20 protein-coding genes are annotated in these 15,627 nt (G+C 31.6%); 10 read left to right on the forward strand and 10 right to left on the reverse strand.

What is annotated here, in order from left to right:
* The 3 genes from coaD to O9267_RS03145 all read right to left on the reverse strand — a co-directional run.
* Positions 1 to 282, reverse strand: a 282-nt coding sequence (gene coaD, locus O9267_RS03135; RefSeq protein ID WP_298175876.1) for a pantetheine-phosphate adenylyltransferase, incomplete at its 3' end; no start/stop codon positions are given.
* Entirely contained in the window at positions 282 to 893 is a 612-nt protein-coding gene (locus tag O9267_RS03140; protein WP_298175878.1) for a hypothetical protein, read from the reverse strand. The genes coaD and O9267_RS03140, both read right to left, overlap by 1 nt.
* A 2-nt stretch (positions 894 to 895) precedes the next feature.
* On the reverse strand, positions 896 to 1,882 hold the full coding sequence (locus O9267_RS03145; RefSeq protein ID WP_298175881.1) for a D-alanine--D-alanine ligase: 987 nt from the start codon (positions 1,880 to 1,882) through the stop codon (positions 896 to 898).
* A gap of 83 nt (positions 1,883 to 1,965) precedes the next feature.
* Here O9267_RS03145 and O9267_RS03150 point away from each other — a divergent pair, with 83 nt between their 5' ends.
* Together O9267_RS03150 and O9267_RS03155 are read left to right on the forward strand one after the other, a co-directional pair.
* Positions 1,966 to 2,610: a PASTA domain-containing protein gene (locus O9267_RS03150; RefSeq protein ID WP_298175883.1), complete on the forward strand. Its 645-nt coding sequence runs from the start codon at positions 1,966 to 1,968 to the stop codon at positions 2,608 to 2,610.
* The gene (locus O9267_RS03155; protein ID WP_298175885.1) at positions 2,600 to 3,640 is read left to right on the forward strand and encodes an RluA family pseudouridine synthase; all 1,041 of its coding nucleotides are present in this window, start codon (positions 2,600 to 2,602) and stop codon (positions 3,638 to 3,640) included. The genes O9267_RS03150 and O9267_RS03155 overlap by 11 nt, the downstream gene beginning before the upstream one ends.
* Positions 3,641 to 3,739: 99 nt before the next feature.
* On the opposite strand, the gene O9267_RS03160 is transcribed toward O9267_RS03155, so the two are convergent.
* The 6 genes from O9267_RS03160 to O9267_RS03185 form a co-directional block, all read right to left on the reverse strand.
* Entirely contained in the window at positions 3,740 to 4,282 is a 543-nt protein-coding gene (locus tag O9267_RS03160; RefSeq protein WP_298175887.1) for a hypothetical protein, read from the reverse strand.
* 64 nt (positions 4,283 to 4,346) lie between these two features.
* Positions 4,347 to 4,640, reverse strand: coding sequence for a hypothetical protein (locus O9267_RS03165; RefSeq protein WP_298175890.1), 294 nt, complete (start codon positions 4,638 to 4,640; stop codon positions 4,347 to 4,349).
* Positions 4,641 to 4,991: 351 nt separating this feature from the next.
* Positions 4,992 to 6,050 (reverse strand): nucleoid-associated protein, encoded by a 1,059-nt coding sequence (locus O9267_RS03170; RefSeq protein WP_298175892.1) that lies wholly within the window; start codon positions 6,048 to 6,050, stop codon positions 4,992 to 4,994.
* A gap of 87 nt (positions 6,051 to 6,137) precedes the next feature.
* The gene (locus O9267_RS03175; protein ID WP_298175894.1) at positions 6,138 to 6,533 is read right to left on the reverse strand and encodes a four helix bundle protein; all 396 of its coding nucleotides are present in this window, start codon (positions 6,531 to 6,533) and stop codon (positions 6,138 to 6,140) included.
* Between the two features lie 50 nt (positions 6,534 to 6,583).
* The gene (locus O9267_RS03180; protein WP_298175895.1) at positions 6,584 to 7,123 is read right to left on the reverse strand and encodes a hypothetical protein; all 540 of its coding nucleotides are present in this window, start codon (positions 7,121 to 7,123) and stop codon (positions 6,584 to 6,586) included.
* A gap of 167 nt (positions 7,124 to 7,290) precedes the next feature.
* Positions 7,291 to 7,746 carry a YciI family protein gene (locus O9267_RS03185; RefSeq protein WP_298175896.1) on the reverse strand — a complete coding sequence of 152 codons (456 nt, stop codon included), beginning with the start codon at positions 7,744 to 7,746 and terminating at the stop codon, positions 7,291 to 7,293.
* Positions 7,747 to 7,873: 127 nt separating this feature from the next.
* Between O9267_RS03185 and O9267_RS03190 the strand changes: the two genes are divergently transcribed.
* The 8 genes from O9267_RS03190 (at position 7,874) to O9267_RS03225 (ending at position 14,818) form a co-directional block, all read left to right on the forward strand.
* A complete protein-coding gene (locus O9267_RS03190; RefSeq protein ID WP_298175898.1) occupies positions 7,874 to 10,042 on the forward strand; it encodes a TonB-dependent receptor in 2,169 nt (722 codons plus the stop codon).
* 41 nt (positions 10,043 to 10,083) lie between these two features.
* The gene (locus tag O9267_RS03195; protein WP_298175900.1) at positions 10,084 to 10,488 is read left to right on the forward strand and encodes a DUF2141 domain-containing protein; all 405 of its coding nucleotides are present in this window, start codon (positions 10,084 to 10,086) and stop codon (positions 10,486 to 10,488) included.
* A 170-nt stretch (positions 10,489 to 10,658) separates the two neighbouring features.
* Positions 10,659 to 11,285, forward strand: coding sequence for a hypothetical protein (locus O9267_RS03200; protein ID WP_298175902.1), 627 nt, complete (start codon positions 10,659 to 10,661; stop codon positions 11,283 to 11,285).
* 133 nt (positions 11,286 to 11,418) lie between these two features.
* Positions 11,419 to 12,780 (forward strand): 2TM domain-containing protein, encoded by a 1,362-nt coding sequence (locus O9267_RS03205; RefSeq protein WP_298175904.1) that lies wholly within the window; start codon positions 11,419 to 11,421, stop codon positions 12,778 to 12,780.
* Between the two features lie 2 nt (positions 12,781 to 12,782).
* Positions 12,783 to 13,085: a 2TM domain-containing protein gene (locus tag O9267_RS03210; protein ID WP_298175906.1), complete on the forward strand. Its 303-nt coding sequence runs from the start codon at positions 12,783 to 12,785 to the stop codon at positions 13,083 to 13,085.
* A gap of 2 nt (positions 13,086 to 13,087) precedes the next feature.
* Positions 13,088 to 13,402 (forward strand): 2TM domain-containing protein, encoded by a 315-nt coding sequence (locus O9267_RS03215; RefSeq protein WP_298175908.1) that lies wholly within the window; start codon positions 13,088 to 13,090, stop codon positions 13,400 to 13,402.
* Positions 13,393 to 14,058: a DUF2306 domain-containing protein gene (locus O9267_RS03220; protein WP_298175910.1), complete on the forward strand. Its 666-nt coding sequence runs from the start codon at positions 13,393 to 13,395 to the stop codon at positions 14,056 to 14,058. The genes O9267_RS03215 and O9267_RS03220 overlap by 10 nt, the downstream gene beginning before the upstream one ends.
* 4 nt (positions 14,059 to 14,062) lie before the next feature.
* Complete coding sequence (locus O9267_RS03225; protein ID WP_298175912.1) at positions 14,063 to 14,818, forward strand: LytTR family DNA-binding domain-containing protein; 756 nt, start codon at positions 14,063 to 14,065, stop codon at positions 14,816 to 14,818.
* Positions 14,819 to 14,946: 128 nt separating this feature from the next.
* On the opposite strand, the gene O9267_RS03230 is transcribed toward O9267_RS03225, so the two are convergent.
* Positions 14,947 to 15,585, reverse strand: coding sequence for a DUF1801 domain-containing protein (locus tag O9267_RS03230; RefSeq protein ID WP_298175914.1), 639 nt, complete (start codon positions 15,583 to 15,585; stop codon positions 14,947 to 14,949).
* Positions 15,586 to 15,627 lie beyond the last annotated feature (42 nt).

Raw genomic sequence — 15,627 nt, forward strand, 5'->3', positions numbered from 1 at the left:
ATCGGCAGGATTTCTTAAGCCACGCAAGATGAACTCTGCTTTTTCTTTTTTGCATAAATCAATAGTCAAACCTTCGTAAGTGATAACTTTTACTTTTGGCTCATCTTTAAAAGCTTCTTCGATAAAGCGTTTTCTGTCTTCAAGCGAAAACATGTATTTTTTTTCGGCATTGATTCCAATAGCAACAATCACTTCATCAAATAGTGAAATGCCTCTTTTGATAATGTCATAATGACCGTTAGTTATTGGGTCAAATGAACCTGGAAATATAGCTTTTTTCATTAGTCTCTATTTATTTCGTATATTGTGTTATTGTTGTACATATTTGATAACTCCTTTTTAGAAAATGTTTTTGGAGTGTTATAATTTTTTTCAATATTAATTTCCTCTAAACCTTTATAACTTGTCAATTTATATTTGTTTAATAACACAATAACACTATCTTTTTTTACATTTTCAACTTTTAAAGTTGTGTATTCGCCATTAAAGTTAGCTTTATAAATATCGTTCTTTTCAGGGTTTCTAATATAAACTTTTTCCAACTTTGTCATTTCAAATCCTGTATAAATGGCAAATGATACAATGGAAATTAAAACAAAAAAAACAGTAAACTGCCATAATGGTGTATTAATAGGTCTTTTCTCTTTTTCATAATTTATAGCTTGTTTAATATCTAGACTAGACTTATTCAAGCCAAATTCTATATGGCAATTATTACAAAATAGTTTAGTAATTTTTCTTTTAGGTAACATTGGAATCAAAAGAAAACTAACTATTCCTCCATAAATTCGATATTCTAAATTTCCTTTTTCTTTACATTTTGGACAACTGAATTGATTTAACTTTCCAGTTTGGAGCAATTTATCATTAACTTGCAAATGTACTTCAACCATTTTTATTTCTTCCAAATAGGTTTTCTTTCCAAAGCTAATTTAATTTCGTTATCCAACAAATCGCTCATTGGCATTTTTGAATAGTCAGCTTGTTGCGGAAAAATACTTTGCGGCGATAATCCCGGATTGGTATTGATTTCGATAAAATGCGGAATGTCATTCATAATAATAAAATCAGTTCTCGAAAAACCTGACATTCCTAGTGATTCATATACTTTTTTGGCGGTTTCTTCAACTCTAGTTTTGATTTCTTCGGTTAAATCGGCTGGCGTTACTTCTTCCGATTTTCCTAAATATTTAGCTTCATAATCAAAGAATTCGTTTTGCGAAATAATTTCAGTTATGCCCATTACTTTGGTTGCTCCATTGTATTTGATTACACCAACCGAAACTTCTCTTCCTTTTAGATAGGATTCTATCAAAATATCGTTGTCTTCTGCAAAGGCAAATTCTAAGGCTTTTGGCAAATCATCTAACGAGTTTACTCTCGAAACACCTAGTGAACTTCCAGATTGATTGGGTTTTACAAAAAAAGGCAATCCTAATTCTTTCACGATTTTATCGCCATCAATTTCATTTCCTTTAGATAAATAAATAGAATTAGCTTTCGGAATATTGAATTTTGATAAAACCGAAAGTGTATCACGCTTGTTAAATGTCAAACTCGATTGGTAAAAACTGCAACCAGTGTATGGCAATTCAAGTAATTCCCAATACGCTTGCATGTGTCCATCTTCGCCTGGTGTGCCGTGAATGGTATTTACGGCAACATCAAATTGTATCGTTTGATTGTCTTTTGTAAAAGTAAAATCAGCCTTATTAATTGGATATTTTTGTTGGTCAATCAAGCAATACCAACCTTCATTTAGTATGTGAACTTCAAAGGGTTTGTACTTGTTTTTATCAATATGATTTAAAATAAGTTGACCACTTCTAAGCGAAATTACCGATTCGTCAGAGTATCCACCCATTACAACAGCTACATTCATTGTATTTTTTTATTTAATTACTATACAAAAATAGCACAATTGTTGAAACTAAAAATTATATCTTTGCGATAAATATATTTTTTATGAGTTTACGAAATTATTTTACGAGTAGAGTATTTTTTATGCAAATGTTAGCAGCAATAGTAATTGTCTGCGTTATTTCCTATTTGTTTTTTCATTGGTTAACTTTTACTACCAATCATGGTGAGGAAATTACGGTTCCTAATTTGGCAAAATTAACCGAAGAACAAGTCGAAGAAAAACTAGATGATTTAGATTTAGATTACGTTTTGTTAGACAGTGTTGATTACAATAAAGATTTCCCTAAACACACAGTTGTAGAGCAAGATCCTTTGCCTGGCGCAAAAGTAAAAGAAGATAGAAAAGTATATATCAAAATTAATTCTTCTGGATTTAAAATGGTGACAGTGCCTAATTTAGTTCAAAAAACCTATCGTCAAGCGGTTCCAACGTTGCGTTCTCTTGGTTTAGAAGAAGGCGAAATCACCTATAAACCAGATATGGGGAAAGACATGGTTCTTGAAATGCGTTACAACGGAAAAAAACTAAATCCGGGAACGAAAGTCTTTAAATCATCCAAAATCGATTTGGTTTTAGGTGACGGAAAAGTACAATTTGAAGAAATGGAGCAAGATACAACGGCAACTTCTACCGAAACGCCTGTTGAAGAACCTCAAACAGAAACACCACCAACCGATGGACAATAATCAGATTGACGAAATTGTAGAAGACGAATTATTCGAACACTACCGATTTGATGTGCCCAATGGTCAAGCCTTGTTGCGAATAGACAAGTATTTGATGAATTTGATTCCGAATGCTACTCGTAATAAGATACAAACGGCAGCTACTAATGGCGATATTTATGTAAATGATATTCCAGTAAAATCGAATTATAAGGTAAAACCTTTGGATGTAATTCGTATTTTGTTGTCGCATCCACCATTTGAAAACCGTGTTGATCCCGAAGATATTCCGCTAGATATTGTTTATGAAGACGATGCGCTGTTGCTTATCAACAAACCGCCAGACTTTGTAGTGCATCCAGGTCACGGAAATTATACAGGTACATTGGTGAACGCATTGGCATTTCATTTTGAAAACCTGCCGATGAATAGTTCCGAACGACCAGGATTGGTGCATCGTATCGATAAAGACACTTCTGGATTGTTGGTTATTGCCAAAACCGAAGCGGCTATGACGCATCTTGCCAAACAATTTGAAGCCAAAACTTCTGAAAGAGAATACATTGCACTTGTTTGGGGAAATGTAAAAGAAGATGAAGGCACAATAGAAGGCAACATTGCACGCCACGTAAAAGACCGCATGCAAATGGCTGTTTTTGCTGATCCAGAAATAGGAAAACCGGCAATTACTCATTATAAAGTTTTAGAGCGTTTTGGATATGTTACGCTGGTTTCGTGCATTTTGGAAACTGGAAGAACGCACCAAATTCGTGTGCACATGAAACACATAGGACATACTTTATTCAACGATGCGCGTTATGGCGGCGATTTGATTCTGAAAGGAACTACTTTTACCAAATACAAGCAGTTTATTGATAACTGTTTCAAGATATTGCCACGACAAGCACTTCATGCCAAAACACTAGGATTTATGCATCCTACAACTGGCGAAATGATGCGATTTGACACCGAACTTCCTCAAGATATGCAAGATTGTATCGAAAAATGGCGCGGTTATTCGCAGAGCAATGCTAGTGAGGAAGAAGAGTAGGGTTTCGGTTTCTTTTTAGATGTTGATTCTTAAAATGTTTATTTTGTTACTGACACGAGCAAGATGCTCGCGCTAGCTGGGGATTTTGTTTTAGAATTATTACTTACCTGTTTCAATTTCATTAAAAATAGTAATTAGTTCATTTTTCACTCTTTTTTTTTTTGAAATTGAAACCCTATATGGCAAGAAAACAAAGGCAATAAATATAAAAAGTATAAAAAATATAGTTTGAAAATATTGATTTAGTATTGATTCAATAAGTATTGTTATTCCAATCACTGAAAGTATTGATAAAAAAATAATTCTTAGAATAAAAGAAAATGTTTCTGGTGCAATAATAAAAGTTTTAATTTTAAGATTTGAACCAACTTCGTTTATTTCTATTTCTGCTAAGTAGGTGCTTATTGTAAAATTTGAAACTTGAAATTTTTGTCTAAATTTTATTTTGTTTTGGTCAATTTTCCCGATGTATTTTTTATGACTTGCAACAAAAAGATCTAAAGCAGAAAAGACTCTATAAGAAGTATCATGTTTGATTAAATAGTTGAATTTCTCTATGAAAGCTTCTTTATTAGCTTTAATTTCATATTCAAAAACTTCTTGAAGATTGTATTTTTCTCGTATTCTATTTAAGAATTTCATGCATTGTTTTTAATTTTACTTTACTGGCAAGGTGTTCACGATAGCTAGTGATTTATATTTTGAACTAATAGCGTTTATAAATCTCAATTAAAAAATAACTAATAATAAATAGAAAAACACTGCTTATAGTTAATCCAATAATTTGTTCTATCGAAGCTCCTTCTTTTAAACCTGCTATGGTATATACAGCGCCAATTATAGCCAATCCGAAAGAGATTAGTATGAAAACTCCAATCAGTAAACTCCAAAATTCAGCATTCATTCCAGAAATCATAACTTGAAAAATTATAGCAACCACAAAAATAACTATTGCAAGAATGGAATAATTTAATCCTCTTTTTGATTTAGAATTTTGCATATTTTTGATTTAGAATTTTGTCTATTAAACGAGCCTATATTTTAAATCACAAACCAAACTCACTTAATACATATCCTACAAATATAAAAAAATCCTTACTTGAAAAAGTTCAAGTAAGGATTTAATTATTAACATTATATGGTTTAAAATTCCAAATAACAAAAAACAAATTCCAAATGTTTTGGTAAACCGTTATTGCATCAGTTTTTCATAGGTTCTCGATACAATTTTGCTCCACTGCGTTCCACAAAATCACTCGAAGTGACGATAAGGAAAGTAGATGTTGGGTTACAAATCTGCTTTCAGCTATCTACAAACTACTTTCTTCCAACTTCCAACTTCCAAATCAAACTAAGACTTCTGTTCCTTATTAAAGTAAACCAAGTAGTAATACATTTGTTTTTCTTCGTCCCAGCCTTTTTCTACATATTTCTCGGCGCTTTCTGGGTTGATGAAATCTAGTTTTATCTGAATATTGGTATCCAAGTTGATGACGTTTTTTATCGATTTTCGGGCATCACTTACCGCGGCATTGGCAATAGGGAATGAGGTAATATCTTCGATTGAGTATTTTTCGCCTTTATCAACCTTGTAGTTTTTGAATTCCGAAATCAAATCGGGATTGTCTATTACTTCGTTCATAAAATTGGTTTCTTCAAACGCATCGTTTTTGGCAAAATAATTCACAGAACGGTTCATGAACATTACTTCTTCTTTTTTATCTTCTGCTGGCAAAACAACATCTTTGGCAAATCCTTGACAGAATTTTAAATACTTTTTGGTAATAAAGTTTTCGTCTTCAAAAGCATCTACACTCAAGAAATGCTCTAACCAATAACGCGCATCGTAGCGATTGCTATCAACCGTTAGGATTTTGTATCCTTCTTCTTGTTTGTAGTTAAAGATAAGACAACCTTTATCTAGTTTGTTAAGGTTAATTCCGTGTTGCAAATGCATTTCGAGGTTAGAACCTTTTTCTTCAAACTTTAAAAAGTCGCTTTGAATTTCACTTTTAAAAATTCCAATAGCATCCACCACATTATTGTCGATGTTGATATTGGTTAAATAGGTAACATAAACTTCACCATTCTTAATGTGCGGATGATTGGATTGCTCAAACAAATGTTGCGTAATCTTTTTAGAAACGTCATGAATATTTGAAGGATTAGCAAAAACTTCTGCCGAAAAATTATACATTTCGTTGTAATCTAAGTCAATTTCGTGTGCAAACTGATAATAGTTTTCTTCTTTATCACGAAAAGGTTTCAAGAAAAACTCTTTCAATAACGGAGTAATTTCGTCGTTGATAGCAAAAGTGTTTTCCGATAAAAAGATAGCTTCGTTACGGCTTTTATTTCCAACTCTGTGAATAGATAAGCTGTCGATGTGTGTGTTATATAGGTTGATCATTTTTTTATTTGTTTAAGGGTTTAAAAGTTTAAATTGTTTAAAAGTTTAAAGTTGTTTAAACGTTTAAGGTTGTTTAATTTTGTTTTTTTAGGAGTCTATAAACTTTGTCCCTTTGTAATCTTTTTTGTTTAAATAGGTTATAAAATTGTGTATTTTGATGCTTAATTTTTCGTAATCAGAAACTAAAACGGTTAACTTTTGTTCGTCAATATACTCATTATCAAAAACCCGGTACAACTGTGATCTTGATTCACCAGCGGAACCTTTGGCAACAGATAAAAATTGACGAAACTCTCCATTTCCATTTCTTTCAAATCCTTCGGCAATATTGTCCATTATTGAACCAGATGAATCTTTAATTTGGTCTTTAAGTTTAAAATCGTTTCTTAAATCAGTTGTTTTACTAATTAAAATTATTTCTTTTGAAAGTCTTCTTGCTTCTATCCAAATTTCTAAATCTTCAAACTTTTTCACAGTAGCCATAAAACAACTTTAAACAATTTTAAACAAAATTAAACAAATTTAAACTTTTCTTAATTCCAGTTCTCCTCAAATCCGTAATCTTCAAAGCTGTCATCAGTTCCAAAAGCATCTAAATCATCTTCGTCTAGGTCGTCTTCAAATTCGTTATAAGCTTCTTCATCATCTTCTGCAATAAAGTGTTTTTCCATTGCTTCTGCTGGCATTTCGCCGTGTGAGAATAACAAATCTGGATAAGTAACACCAGCTTGAACTTCTTCAACTGCAGCCAATTCTACTAGGAATGTCCACATATTGATAAAGTCGTACACATAAATAATTTTGGTATTTTCCTCGTCCAGAATATCAGATAATTGGTAATCGCTCATAATACGGTTTTCACCCGGAACATCACCAGCATCAAACATCGGAATTTCATCTTCTTGATTCCATGTATCGTCACATGTATAAAACGAAGCTACTTCTAGTCCGTCAAATCCAAAACCGTTTACAATGGCATTGTGTAAATCCTCTAAAGTAGCGTCTTCTTGTATGGCAATATCTCTGAAAACATCCTCTTCGGCATCGAGAATTACTCTAAATTTATAAATCATAATCTTTATTTTTTTCGAATGCCAAAGGTAAAACTAAATTTCAGATTTCAGATTTCAGATTTCAGATTGTTGATAAGATTTTTTGTGTAGTAATGGCAAAGAAAGATTTACTCGAATTCCACGAATTTTCACAAATAAATCTTTATTTCGGTCACCAATTATTTGAATTACATTTTTGTTTTGACGATTTTTTTGTGCAATTCTTTTACTTTGCCCAATGTGGCACTACCGTACCAAGGTGTTAGTTCGGCTTCAAACATTTTGGCTTTTACAGCAGGATCTGAGTTAACCAAAATTTCGGCTTCTTCTATTGTGGTACAATTAAAAATGAAAATGCCTCTATAATTTCTGTCGTTTTTTCTAAACGGACCAGCTACTATCATTTTATTTTCATCGGCAAGTTTTTTCATATTTAGCATATGGCCATCAAAAAGTTTTTGTTTTTCTTCGGGTGTTGCTGTTGTGTTAGAACCTGTTTTTAGGATACAAAATACATACGCTTTCATTCCATATTGGTCAGCACCTAGTTCAGAGGCAAGACTTTCATCATATTCTGTATTTTCTTGTGCAAAGCTTAGACTAAAAGTAAATAAGGTGGCAAGGATAATAAGTTTTAGTTTCATGTTTTTTAAAATTTTATTCAAATATACAATTCATCCTTAAAATTCTACAATTCGGTAAACATAAGTTTCATAGATTTGTTTTTTGCTGCAACTTTGCTTCATCAAAACAAAACAAAACAAAACAACAATGCAATCAACAAATCAACAATCAACAAACAATCAGTGGTTACTACTAATCGCTTTAGTATTAGTAAGTATTTCAGGATTTTCACAATCTATTATTTCAGGAACTGTTTTAGACAACAAAAACAAACCAATTGAAGGTGCTAACATTTTTATAGAAGGAACTTATGATGGAGCAACTTCTAACGAAAAAGGACAATTCAGTTTTACTACCGATGCAAAAGGTAATCAAGTGTTAGTGGCAAGTTACTTAACATTCGAAACTTTAAAAATGCCAATTGTTGCCGAAGATTTTAAAGAAAAAACAATCAAACTGAGAGAAAGTGTCAATTCACTTGATGCCGTAATTATTACTGCAGGAACTTTTGATGCAGGCGAGAAAGCACGAGTTTCCGTATTGAAACCGCTCGACATTGTTACAACGGCTGGTTCTAATGGTGATATTGTTGCAGCTCTGCAAACATTACCAGGAGTAAATACAGTAGGCGAGGATGGACGACTTTTTGTTCGTGGTGGCGAAGCAGATGAAACTCAAACTTTTGTTGATGGAATTAGAGTAGCACAACCTTATGGAGCAACAACACAAAACTTACCAACTCGCGGACGATTTTCGCCGTTTCTTTTTAGTGGTATGTCATTTTCTACTGGTGGTTATTCAGCCGAATATGGCGAAGCTTTATCAAGTGTATTGTTGTTAAACACTAAAGAAGAAGAAACTCAAGAAAAAACAGATATTTCGCTTATGACAGTTGGTTTAGGATTGGCAAATACACAAGTTTGGGGCAAAAATTCGTTGAGTGTTAATACGGCTTATATCAACTTAGCACCATATCAATTAGTTGTACCTCAAAATATCGAATGGAACAGACCATTTCAATCGCTTTCTGGTGAAGCCGTTTACCGTCATAGTTTTGCCAACGGAATGTTCAAAATGTATGCAGCTTTTGATGCATCAGATTTTGATATCACACAAGAAACTATAAACGAACCCTATAAAACACGTGTAGATTTGAATAACAATAATTTCTATTTGAATTCGTCGTACAAAGGAAATTTTGGAGAAGGTTGGCAATTGACTACTGGCTTGAGTTTGGGTTACAGTAAAAACAAAGTTAATTTAGCATCCAACTTAATCAACAATGATGAAACAGCTTCACACTTGAAATTGAAACTTAAAAAATCATTTTCAGACAGAATTAAGTTGACTTTTGGAGCTGATTATTTCATTACCCAATTTGACGAAAATTTTAATGCAATATTTGATTCTGGTTACGATGCAAATATTGGTGCTATTTATGCCGAAACAGATATTTTCTTTTCCAAAAAACTAGCGGCTAAAGTTGGTTTTAGAGCCTCTAATAACGATTATTTAAAAGAAACGGCTGTTTCACCTAGAGCTTCACTGGCATACAAATCGGGTAAGTTTTCACAGTTTTCACTTGCTTACGGAAGTTTTACACAAGCACCTAGACAAGAGTATTTGAAATATGCCGATTATTTAACAAGTGAAAAAGCGGCACATTATATTTTGAATTACCAATACAGCAGAGAAAGAAGAACTTTTCGCTCAGAAATTTATTTAAAAGAGTATTCAGATTTGGTAAAGTATAATGGCAATTTTGCACAATTTGATAGCAGTTACAATAATAATGGTGACGGTTTTGCAAAAGGATTAGACGTTTTTTGGCGTGACGGAAAAACATTCAAGAATTTAGAATATTGGGTTTCATATTCGTATATCGATACTGAAAGAGATTATAAAAATTTTACAGATAAAGTTACACCCAATTTTGTTGCCGATCATTCGCTTTCATTAGTTGGAAAATATTGGATAGACAAATGGAAATCACAATTGAGTATTACACAAAGTATTGCTTCTGGACGACCATATAATAATCCTAATGAAACCGCTTTTATGAACGGAAAAACAAAAGCTTACAATACTTTAAGCATGAGTTGGGCGTATTTAATTACAACACAAAAGATTTTGTATTTATCGGTATCAAATGTCTTGAATACTCAAAATGTTTTTGGTTATGAATATGCAAACAATCCTGTGAATGGAGTTTATAACAGAAGAGAAATAATACCAGCAGCCAATCAGTTTTTCTTTGTTGGTTTTTTCTGGACTATAAGTGATAATAAAAAAGACAACCAGTTGAATAATTTGTAGAGTGATTAGTGAATAGTAAATAGTAATTAAATTAATAAGATATGAAAAATATAATTTTAGCTTCGTTTATAGCAGTTAGTGCATTTGTATCTGCTCAAGTAAATATTAAAGTAGAAGTTACTGGATTAAAAAATAACAAAGGACAAGTTATGATTGGACTTTATAATTCGGAAAAAGATTTTCTGAAAAAAACATTCAAAGGAAATGTTGTTCTTATAAAAGATAAAAAAGCGACTGTAACTTTTGCAAATTTACCAAAAGGAGAATATGCAGTTAGCATTTTTCATGATGAAAACAATAATGGAAAAATGGATTCTAATTTTATGGGAATTCCCAAAGAAGAGTATGCTAGTTCAAATGGAGCAAAAGGTTTTATGGGACCACCTAAATACAAAGATGCAAAGTTTATAGTAAAAGAAGACAAAACGATTTTGCTAAAAATTTAGTCTAATCAACAATTCATCATCAAAAAACGACAGTTCAGTCAGAATAAGTTTTACAACAATCAAAAGCATTCTATTTTTACATCAGAAATCAAAACAAAATCAATATCAATAACAAACTCAATATCAATATCAAAAAACAATTTTAACATTAAATTTAAAAATTAAAAATCATGACAAAAATTATCACTTCATTCGTATTTTTTCTTGCAACAGTAGTAACTGCAAATGCACAACAATTTGAACAAGGAATGGGCAAAGCCTTTGGGTTATGGAAAGAAGGAAAATCGGCAGAAGCAACTGCAATGTTTGAAAGAATTGCTTCGGCAGAAAAAAACAGTTGGTTGCCAAATTATTACGTAGCTTTAGTTAACACAACCGAAGCTTTCAATCCGGCAAACAGAGAAAAAGTTACTGCTTTACTTACCAAAGCGCAAGATGCTTTAGATGTTGAACTGGTAAAAGAGCCAAACAATGCTGAGCTTATGGTTATGCAAGCCTTGCTTCACACTGCTTGGGTAGCCTATGACCCAATGACCAACGGAATGAAATTATCTGGAACAATCATGGAATTGTACGGAAAAGCAATAGCTATCGATCCAAAAAATCCTAGAGCCGTTTTTGGTAAAGCAGAATATGAAATTGGTGGTGCTAAATGGACAGGAGCCGATGTAAAAGCACTTTGTAAAGATGTAGAACATTCAATCGAACTTTTTACTAACTTTAAACCAGAAACACCATTTCATCCAACTTGGGGATTTGATAGAGCGCAAGAAACAATGAAAAACTGTGGTAAATAATTAGAAGCGAATGGTTCGGGAGTTTTCAGTAATGGTAATTCCCGCTGCCTTTCCAAAACTCGCTAAAGAAGCGAGGTTTTTCCCTAGCATCGGGGCTATTTAGCAAATCATTTGAATAGAAAATAAAGTAAAAATGACACAAAAACTAATAAAAGAAATACCAAAAGCATTACTAATAAGTTTTATAATTTTTTTAGTTTTATTGTTTATTGAGTTTCTAATTGGTGGTATAAAATTTGACAATCCAAGTGAGTTAGGATATTCTATCGGAATGCGATTCTTTTATTCCATTGTTTATAGTATGTCGTTGTATTTGGTAAACGCAATTTTATTTATCAAACTAGATGCTTTTTTTGGAGAAAACCGATTTTCACCTAAACGTTTGATAATAGGCTTTGTGTTATCTTTTTTCCTTACATTATTTGTAATTTTCTTATTGCGAATTTTTGAAGATGTAATAATTGAAAAAAGAACTTTTGAATATTTTATTCAAAACGAAAGAGCAGCAAATTATATTGTTTCTTCTGTTATAGCAATTGTTGTCCTGTTGGGTATTCATACTTTTTATTTTTACAAAGCTTACAACGAAAATAGAGTTAAAGAACAAAAAATAATTGCTGGAACGGCTAACGCTAAATTTGAAAGTTTAAAAAATCAAATTGATCCACATTTTCTTTTTAATAGTCTAAATGTGTTAAGTTCATTGATAGAGGAAAATCCAGATAATGCTCAACAGTTTACAACTTCGCTATCCAAAATCTATCGGTATGTTTTAGAACAAAAAGACAAAGAATTGGTAACCGTAGCAGAGGAATTAGCTTTCGCAAAAACGTATATGAACTTGCTCAAAATGCGTTTTGAAAATAGTATTACATACGAGATTCCAACAGGTTTTGACAATCCTGAAGCTAAAGTGGTTCCGTTGTCATTGCAATTGTTATTAGAAAATACAATAAAACATAATGTGGTAAGTGAAAATAAACCACTGAATATCAAAATTTATATAAAAGATAATTTCCTAGTTGTGGAAAATAATCTACAAAAGAAGGAAGTATTACAAGACCGAAAAGGTGTCGGATTGCAAAATATAGTAAGTCGTTACGCCATTCTTTCAGAACGAAAAGTGTTGATAGACGAAAATGAAGAAACATTTGCAGTGTACCTTCCAATTTTAACAAAACAAATTAGTATCATGGAAACATCAAATACATTTAACGAAAACACATCTTATTTAAGAGCTAAAGAACGTGTAGAGAAACTAAAAGGTTTTTACGGAAATTTAGCTTCTTATTGCACAGTAATACCAATTTTAATATTCATTAATTTAACTACAAATAGCAACGGATTTCAATGGTTTTGGTTTCCAATGTTGGGTTGGGGTTTGGGTTTGACTTTTCATGCTTTTGAAACTTTTGGATATGGAAAAACTTGGGAAGAAAAGAAAATACAAGAAATATTAGACAAACAAAAAAACACCAACAACAAATGGAACTAATTATGGACTCAAATCAAGATTTTGAAAACTATCAAAAAGCAAAAAAACAAGTAGAAGAAATCAAAGGATTTTATTCGCACCTGCTTTCTTATGTGTTGGTTATGCTAGTTTTAGCGGGTATTAATATAAAATATTCGCCTAGTCATATTTGGTTTTTTTGGCCATTACTGGGTTGGGGTTTAGGATTGTTTTTTCATGCGGTAAAAGTCTTTAATTGGTTTCCTTTTTTGAGTAAAAATTGGGAAGAAAAAAAATTGCAGCAATTTATGGATGAAGAAAAAAATAGATCAAAAAAATACGAGTAATCATGACATCACAAGAACAAATTCAATATGAAAATGCACTTAAAAGAGTAAAAAAAGTTAAAGGTTTTTATACTCATTTAATAGTTTATGTAGTAATAAATATAATGATTATTATTGTAAATATTCAAAATCTTGATAAAGAAGACAGTTATTTTCAGATAGAAAATTTCTTTACTGCTTTCTTTTGGGGAATTGGACTTTTATCGCATGCACTTTCAGTTTTTGGTCCAAATTTATTTCTAGGAAAAGATTGGGAAGATAAAAAAATTAAAGAATTGATGGAAAAAGAAAATAGTAATCAACAAAAATGGCAATAATGATAAATTTGGAATATATTTTTAAAATTTTGCTTGTAATCCACATTATAGCAGGAAGCATTGGTTTAATTACTGGAACTATCAATATTGCTAGAAAAAAAGGGGATAAATTGCATAAAAATGTTGGTTTGTTTTTTCTTTACGGAATGGTAATCAATGGAATTGCAGGTTTATTGATGACATTAATTCACAGTAATCCATTCTTGTTTATCGTTGGAATTTTCTCAATTTATATGGCAGCAACAGGTCAACGATATCTTTCATTAAAAAAAATATTGAAAGGCGAAAAAGCCAAAACAATCGATTGGATTTTAAGTACATTAATGTTACTTTTTGGAATCGGATTTTTAATATATGGAATCCTTATTTTGCTTTCAAGTAATAATTTCGGAATCGTATTATTAGTTTTTGGATTTATCAGCATTTCAATGGTTTATCAAGATTTCAAAAATTATAAAGGTCAAAATTCAATAAAAAATTTTTGGTTATTGATACACATTCAGCGAATGATTGGTTCATACATTGCCGCAGCTACAGCCTTTTTAGTGGTAAATAATACGATCTTGCCAGGATTTGTAGCTTGGCTTTTACCAACAGTAATTCTAATACCATTAATATTTAAATGGTCAAATAAATATAAAATCGTTTCAAAATAAGCATATGAACATAATAATAATCGAAGATGAAAAACCAGCTGCAAGATTGTTGCAACGAAAGGTTGAAAAATTAGGATTGCAAGTCAATCAAATGCTTCATTCCGTGGAAGAATCAATCAATTGGTTTCAAAATAATCCACATCCTGATTTGATTTTTCTTGATATTCAACTTTCCGATGGTTTGTCTTTTGAAATTTTTGAAGCAATTGATATAAAAAGTGCTGTGATCTTCACAACTGCTTATGATGAATATGCTTTGCGAGCTTTTAAACTAAATAGTATAGATTATTTGCTAAAGCCAATTGACGAAGAAGATTTGGAAACGGCCATTTCTAAATTCAAAAATCAATTTCAAAAAAGTTCTATTGCTTCATTAGATTTTGAAATGATCAAAAAAATGTTGATCAATCCAATTGATAGAGAATACAAAAAGCGATTTACTATCAAAATGGGACAACAACTTAAGATGATTAATATTGATGAGGTTGAGTGCTTTTTTAGCGAAAACAAAGGCACTTATTTACACACTTTCGACAATAGAGATTACTTGCTAGACAACACATTAGAGCAACTAGAAACCGAACTCAATCCAGAAGATTTCTACCGAGTTTCAAGAAAATTCATTATTCCTTTGAAAGCTATTAAGGAAATTCAGCTTTATAGCAATTCACGTTTAAAAGTAATTTTGCCAACCTACAAAGAGGATGAGGTTATTGTAAGCCGTGAAAAAGTAGGAGATTTTAAAACTTGGTTAGGGTAGAAGATTTTAAATTGATTTTTTTTAGGAGCTATTTCCAGCTATCCACTCTATCTTTTTCTTTTTAAAGAAAAAAGAAAAAGGATGCCGTTCCTATCTGGGCTAGGGCATTGTAGTTAATATGTATGTTTTTATTTCCCATTTTTATGAGAGCCGTCACAGTTAGGAAGCCTTTTTGATAATCCGCAGACGCAATCATTTATTCCTTTTCCGTTTAGAATTCGTTGGATATATTTTTCAATTCTAGCTACTTTTGTTGAAGATTGTTTTGGTTCAGAAAAAAACATATTGTAAGCTCGTTGTCTTCCTGGTGTTAATGCTTCAAAAGCAGTTTTGAATCCTAAATCTTGGCTAAATTTGGTCAAAAGTTCTTCAGGAAATTCGAGCTCAGTATTTTTATCAAAAGTTACTTTCAAACCAGCCTTTTCCACTTCAATTGCTTCGTAAATATAGGCTTTTAAGACGCTTTCTAATTCAATAATTTGATTAACATTGGTAAATTTAGCAAAACGAGCAGATTGAGAGTTTTCTCCAGGTTTGACCAAAATACTATTGGTGTCACTTAATAACACTCCTTTAAAAAAAGTAAGCACACAATAGTCTTTGAATTCACCTATTATGACAATATTTTTTTGTTTAAAAGTATAGCAAGGCGAATTCCATTTAAAATCTTCTGTTAGCTGACAGTCAAGTAGAATTAATCTTAATTTTTCCATTTCTGCCTGCCATCTTTTTGCATTGCTTAAAAAGTCATCAACTTTTGGATTCATCTTATTTTTTTTAAACTTAGTATTACAAATATATCGAAAACT

The sequence above is a fragment of the Flavobacterium sp. genome, assembly GCF_027531705.1.
Lineage (GTDB): Bacteria > Bacteroidota > Bacteroidia > Flavobacteriales > Flavobacteriaceae > Flavobacterium.